Here is a 5,941-nt window from a genome sequence, read left to right on the forward strand (position 1 = left end):
AGGCTCACGCTCGCCCCCGACGGCCGGTGGCGGGGCGACGGCACCGCCCCCGACCCGCACGAGGTGGTCCGACGGTACGGGCCGCCGTCATCCGGGGGCGCCGGTGACGACGGGGACGATGGCGACGACGACGAGGTGGGCATCCCCCTCACCTGGGCCGCCCCCGACCGTCGCGCGCACAGACGTGCCGTGGTGGACTGCCTCGAGGCGATCCGCGCCGGCGAGGTCTACCAGACCTGCCTGAGCACCCGCCTCGACGGCAGGCTCCGCGCGGACCCGCTCGAGACCTTCCTCTCCCTGGCCCGCCGCGCCCCCGCCGCGCGGTCGGCGTACCTCGAGGGCGAGTGGGGCGCGGTGCTGGCCTTCTCCCCCGAGGAGTTCCTCGTACGCACCGGCGACGACGTCCGCACCAGCCCCATCAAGGGCACGGTGCCCGCCGACCGCGACCCCGCCGAACTCCTCGCCTCCGCCAAGGACGTCGCGGAGAACATCATGATCGTCGACCTCGCGCGCAACGACCTCGGACGAGTGGCGGACGTGGGCTCGGTGAGGGTGTCCGACCTGCTCGCCGTCCGTCCCGCGCCCGGCGTCCACCATCTGGTCTCCACCGTCACGGCGCGCACCTCGGTGGACCACGACGCCCTCGTGGCCGCCACCTTCCCACCCGCCTCGGTCACCGGGACCCCCAAGCAGCGTGCCCGGGAACTCATCGCCGGCTGGGAGCCGCGGTCCCGCGGCCTGCACTGCGGCACCTACGGGTTCGCGACCGCCGACACCCTCGACCTGGCGGTGGCCATCCGCACCCTCGAGGTGGCGCCGGACGGCCGCTGCGAACTCGGGGTGGGCGGCGGGATCACCATCGACTCCGACCCGGACGCCGAATGGGACGAATGCGTGCACAAGGCGGCGTTCACCTGGGGCGGCGGGCCCGCGCCCTGGCTCTGAGCCGCCGCGCCCCCTCAGGCGCGTGAGTCGAGCACGGCCTGGTAGAGGTCCCGCTTGGTCACCGCCGACCCCTCGGCCACGGCGGCGCAGGCGTCCTTGAGCCGCTCCCCCGCCTCGACCCGCTCCTCGACGATCTCCACGAGGTCCTCGAGGGTGGCGGTCGACCCGGCGGCGTCGGCACCCTCGACCACCACGACGATCTCCCCCAGCACGCCGCCGGCGGTCCGCTCGGCCAGCTCACCCAGGGTGCCGCGCAGGACCTCCTCGTAGGTCTTGGTCAACTCCCGGCACACCGCCGCCCGGCGATCGGCGCCCAGGACCTGCGCCGCCTCGGCGAGCGTGTCGGCCAGGCGGTGCGGGGACTCGAAGAACACACAGGTGCGCTCCTCCGCCGCCAGCCGGGCCAACCACGTCCGGCGTCGGCCCGGGCGCCGCGGCGGGAACCCGTCGAAGCAGAAGCGGTCGACCGGCAGCCCGCTGAGCACCAACGCCGTGGTGACCGCCGACGGACCCGGGAGACACGTCACCGGGAGCCCGGCCTCGATGCACGCCACGACCAGCGAGTACCCCGGGTCCGACACCGCCGGCATCCCGGCGTCGGTCACCACCGCCACCACGTCCCCGGCGCGGACCCGCTCGATCAACTGGGGCACGCGACCGGCCTCGTTGTGCTCGAAGAAACTCATCACCCGCCCCCCGATGGTCACCCCGAGGGCCGTCGAGAGGGAACGCAGCCGGCGGGTGTCCTCCGCGGCCACGATGTCGGCGGTCGCCAGGACCTGCCGCAGCCGATCCGAGGCGTCAGCCGGGTTCCCGATGGGGGTGGCCGCCAACACGACACGTCCGGACGTCATGACGACCACCCTATCGGTGGCCGGGCGCATCCCCGCCCGGCGCACGGCCCCCACTATGCTCTGCCTGTGACCTCGACCATCGGCGTGCGCTCACCAGGACGCCCGCTGCCCGCCCCCGACACCGGCCCGGTCGACACGACCCGCGACCTGATCGTCACCGGCGTCATCCTGGTCCTGGCGTTCCTCTCCCGCTTCTGGGGCCTGACCTCGGCCACGGACAAGGGCACCCCGGTCTTCGACGAGAAGCACTACGCACCGCAGTCGTACAACGTCGCCCAGCTCGGCATCGAGGAGAATCCCGCCTACGGCCTGGTCGTCCACCCGCCCGTCGCCAAGCAGATCCAGTCCATCGGCGGCATGCTCTTCGACTACTCCCCCCTGGGCTGGCGGTTCACCGCGGCCCTGGCCGGGGTGCTCGTGGTGCTCATGGTCATGCGCATCACCCGGCGCCTGACCCGGTCCACCCAGCTCGGCCTCGTCGCCGGGCTGCTGCTGTGCCTCGACGGCGTCAGCTTCGTGACCTCCCGCATCGGCATGCTGGACATCTACCAGGTGCTCTTCGTCGTCGCGGCCGCCGGCGCCCTGTTGGTGGACCGCGACCAGATGCGCGCCCGCATGCACCGGACCGCCCTCGAGGGCAGGCTCCACCTGTCGAGCCTGGGACCGCGACTGGGATTCCGCTGGTGGCGCTTCACAGCCGGCGTCATGCTGGGCCTCGCCCTCGGGGTCAAGTGGTCCGGCCTGTACTTCATCGCCTTCTTCGGTGTGATGACCGTGGCGTGGGACTGGGCTCTGCGCAGCCGTTACGGGGTCCAGCGCCCCCTCGCGGGCGCACTGCTGCGCGACGCGGTGCCGGCCTTCCTCACCCTCGTCCTCTGGCCGGCGATCCTGCACATGTTCACGTGGCTGCCCTGGTTCGCGAACGAGAACTCCGTGTACCGGCACGTCGTGGGCGACGAGGTCGAGGACAACTGGCTGCCCGACTCGGTGCAGTCGTGGCTGTACTACCAGTCGTCGGTCCTGGACTTCCACTCCACGCTGACCACCTCCGCCGGGAACCGGCACCCCTGGGAGTCCAAGCCGTGGACCTGGCCCATGAGCCTGCGACCGATGCTCTACTACGTCGAGCAGGGCGAGGGCATCGCCGGCTGTGGGGAGACCTCGTGCGTGCGCGCGATCATGCTCCTGGGCACGCCCGCCATCTGGTGGCTGGCCATCCCCGTCCTGGCGTGGGCGTTCTGGCGCGCCGTCATCTGCCGCGACGGCCGCTACGCGTTCCCACTGGTGGGCTACATGGCCGGCTACCTGCCGTGGTTCTTCCAGCACGACCGCCAGATGTATTTCTTCTACGCCTCGGTCATGGCGCCGTTCTTCGTCATGATCATCGCGCTCGTGTTGGGCGAGATCGCCGGCAGGGCCACCGACTCCCCCCGGCGGCAACTCATCGGTCGTGCGATCGTCAGCCTGTACCTCGCGCTGGTCGTGGTGAACTTCATCTACGCGCTGCCCATCCTCTCGGGGATGCCCATCACCCAGACCGAGTGGAGTCACCAGCTCTGGCTACCTTCCTGGCGCTAGCGCAGTCGCCCCCGCGAGGTCCCCACCCGCACGTGGATCCCGCCCCCTGAGCATGTGCTGATCACCGGCTCGGCGCCGCCTGATCCCCGCGCCCCGCGGCCGGGGACGAGGTGTCGCCGACGGTGTGCGGTCAGTACCGTCGCGGCAGTGAACGAGCTATCCCTTCCCTTCGCCGATCTCCCGATGAGCGACGTGACCCAACAGTGGCTGGTCGAGAAGCCGGCCATGATCGCCCTGTACCTCGTGCTGGCGCTGCTGGTGCGGTGGGTGCTCCACCGGGGCATCGACCGGATCACCGCCCCGTCGAAGAACGCGTCCCCGTCCTCGTGGCGGCGCCGCCGACAGGAACGGGCCGACCGGCGCGCCGGCGCGCACACGGTCGAACTCGACCCCGACGGCGACCGCGGTGAGGTCACCGCCGACGAGAGTGGCGGTCTCACCGCCGCGAGTCTGAAGAAGAACAGTCGACGACGCTCCGCGGAGCACGTGCGGACCGAGCATCGACGCGCGGAACGGCGGGCACAGCGGATGGCCACCATCGGGTCGGTGCTCAAGTCGATCGTCTCGTTCGCCGTGCTCGTGTGGGTGGTGCTGCAGACCCTGGCCATCGTCGGCGTCAACGTGGCGCCCTTCATCGCGTCCGCCGGGATCGTCGGCGTCGCGCTGGGCTTCGGCGCCCAGGCCCTCGTCCGGGACTTCCTCTCCGGTCTGTTCATGCTCTTCGAGGACCAGTACGGCGTCGGTGACTGGGTCGACCTGGGCGAGGCCGAGGGCACGGTCGAGCACGTGGGACTGCGCGTCACCTCACTGCGGGACCTGCACGGGACGCTCTGGTACTGCCGCAACGGCGACATCGCCCGGGTCGGGAACTACAGCCAGGACTTCGGCGTCGCGTTCCTCGAGATCCCCGTGTCCTACACCGCCGACGTCGACCGGGCGTGCACCGTGGCCATCGAGACCGCCAGGCAGGCGGCGGCCGAGGAGCCGATCGCGTCGAACCTCATCTCGGGCCCGGAGCTCCAGGGCGTGAACGCGCTGGACGCGGACTTCTGGTCCCTGCGGATGACCGCGGTGACGCAGGCCAACACCCAGTGGGCCACCGAGCGGGAGCTGCGGCGCCGCATCCGCAACGCCTTCGACGAGGCCGGCATCGACGCCCCGTACCCGGACGGCCTCCCGGTGTCCGCGATGCGCGCGATGGCCTCGGGGTGAGGCCCGGGCGGCGACAGCCGTTCCCGCCCGGTCGGCGCTAGCCGCCCAGCACCCTGTCGATGCTGAACCGGCCGGCGCCGACCGCCGCCACGAGCAGCGCCCCCACCCCGAGCGCCACCACGAGCTCCCAGCCGTTCTGCGTGATGAACGGGCCGTTGGTGGCGTGGACGAAGTAGAACGCGCCGGCCATGTCCACGCCGAGCAGGATGCCCGCGAGCGGGGTGAGGAGCCCGGCGATGAGGGCGGCCCCCGCCACCAACTCCACCCCGGCGACGATCGCGGCGGTGACGGCCGGCTGCGGGATGCCGTAGCTCGAGAACTGCTCGGCCACCCGGCTCAGGCCGAGGGTGAAGAACTTCTGCCACCCGTGGGCCGCGAACACCACCCCGAGCCCGACACGGGCCAGGAGGATCGCGGCGTCCCGGAGGGTCTCCATCCCCCTCACGGGAGGATGCCCCGGCCGGCCTTGGCGAGTCGGCGGTGGAGGGCCGTCATCGCGATCTGGTAGAGCGGCGGGGCGAACTTCTGCGCGGCGAAGCCGATGCGGACGTCCGGGGAGGTGTAGACGAGGTAGCGCCCCTTGCGCACGCCCTCGAGCATCTTCTCGGCGGCCTGGTCCGGGGTGACCGCGTGGCGCCGGAACTGGTCGACGGTCCTGGCCACCTCGGGATCGGACCTGTCGACGCCCGCGATCTCGACGGTCTCCACGAGCGGGGTGTCGACGCCGCCGGGGCAGACGAGGTGCACGCCGATGTCGTACGGCGCCAGGTCGAAGCGCAGGACCTCGGCGACGCCGCGGATCCCGAACTTGGCGGCACTGTAGGCGGCGTGCCACGGCAGGCCGAGCAGACCGGCGGCGGACGAGACCAGGACGAGCGCGGCGGGCTTGCGGGCGGTCATCATCGCGGGCACGAACGCCTCCACCACGTGGATGGTGCCCATGAGATTGACCTCGACCATCGACCGCCAGATCCGGTGCTCGAGCAGATCCGGGCGGCCCCAGGCCGAGTTGCCGGCCACGTGGAAGATCGCGTCGGGCGCACCGCTGTCGGCCACGACGCGCGCCCCGAACGCCATCACGGCCTCGTGGTCGGTGAGATCGAGCGCCTCGGCCACGAGCACGGGCGCACCGGCGTCCCGGCAGGCCTGCTCGGCGGAGGCCAGCCCCTCGGCGTTGAGGTCGGTGAGCACCAAGCGGGCGCCCTCATCCGCGAGCCGGAGGGCCGCCGCGCGACCGATCCCGCTGGCCGCGCCGGTCACCACGCAGACCCTGCCCCGGTAGTTCTTGATCCGTCGCCTCGACATCTACTCCCCCACGTCCGGGCCCGGATCGAAAAGCGGCGGGCCACCCG

6 protein-coding genes are annotated in these 5,941 nt (G+C 72.1%); 3 read left to right on the forward strand and 3 right to left on the reverse strand.

What is annotated here, in order from left to right; all coding sequences use genetic code 11:
* Positions 1 to 945, forward strand: a 945-nt coding sequence (locus G6024_RS08760; RefSeq protein WP_159148503.1) for an aminodeoxychorismate synthase component I, incomplete at its 5' end; no start/stop codon positions are given.
* A gap of 14 nt (positions 946 to 959) precedes the next feature.
* Here G6024_RS08760 and rsmI read toward each other — a convergent pair.
* Positions 960 to 1,799, reverse strand: a complete 840-nt coding sequence (gene rsmI / locus G6024_RS08765) for a 16S rRNA (cytidine(1402)-2'-O)-methyltransferase (protein ID WP_159148504.1) — start codon at positions 1,797 to 1,799, stop codon at positions 960 to 962.
* Positions 1,800 to 1,865: 66 nt separating this feature from the next.
* On the opposite strand from rsmI, the gene G6024_RS08770 reads away from it, so the two are divergent.
* Together G6024_RS08770 and G6024_RS08775 are read left to right on the forward strand one after the other, a co-directional pair.
* Positions 1,866 to 3,377 (forward strand): dolichyl-phosphate-mannose--protein mannosyltransferase, encoded by a 1,512-nt coding sequence (locus G6024_RS08770; protein ID WP_159148505.1) that lies wholly within the window; start codon positions 1,866 to 1,868, stop codon positions 3,375 to 3,377.
* Between the two features lie 183 nt (positions 3,378 to 3,560).
* On the forward strand, positions 3,561 to 4,589 hold the full coding sequence (locus G6024_RS08775) for a mechanosensitive ion channel family protein (protein ID WP_069390418.1): 1,029 nt from the start codon (positions 3,561 to 3,563) through the stop codon (positions 4,587 to 4,589).
* A 37-nt stretch (positions 4,590 to 4,626) separates the two neighbouring features.
* On the opposite strand, the gene G6024_RS08780 is transcribed toward G6024_RS08775, so the two are convergent.
* Complete coding sequence (locus G6024_RS08780; RefSeq protein ID WP_096907104.1) at positions 4,627 to 5,025, reverse strand: DoxX family protein; 399 nt, start codon at positions 5,023 to 5,025, stop codon at positions 4,627 to 4,629.
* 5 nt (positions 5,026 to 5,030) lie between these two features.
* Positions 5,031 to 5,894, reverse strand: a complete 864-nt coding sequence (locus G6024_RS08785) for an SDR family oxidoreductase (protein WP_159148506.1) — start codon at positions 5,892 to 5,894, stop codon at positions 5,031 to 5,033.
* Positions 5,895 to 5,941: the final 47 nt, after the last annotated feature.

The sequence above is a fragment of the Dietzia maris genome, from assembly GCF_014144855.1.
In the GTDB taxonomy this organism is placed as follows: domain Bacteria; phylum Actinomycetota; class Actinomycetes; order Mycobacteriales; family Mycobacteriaceae; genus Dietzia; species Dietzia kunjamensis.

Bases quoted from the DNA above. Each gene is read 5' to 3' on its own strand.
- rsmI (WP_159148504.1), bottom strand. From the start codon at position 1,799: ATGACGTCCGGACGTGTCGTGTTGGCGGCCACCCCCATCGGGAACCCG.
- G6024_RS08785 (WP_159148506.1), bottom strand. From the start codon at position 5,894: ATGTCGAGGCGACGGATCAAGAACTACCGGGGCAGGGTCTGCGTGGTG.
- G6024_RS08780 (WP_096907104.1), bottom strand. From the start codon at position 5,025: ATGGAGACCCTCCGGGACGCCGCGATCCTCCTGGCCCGTGTCGGGCTC.
- G6024_RS08775 (WP_069390418.1), top strand. From the start codon at position 3,561: ATGAGCGACGTGACCCAACAGTGGCTGGTCGAGAAGCCGGCCATGATC.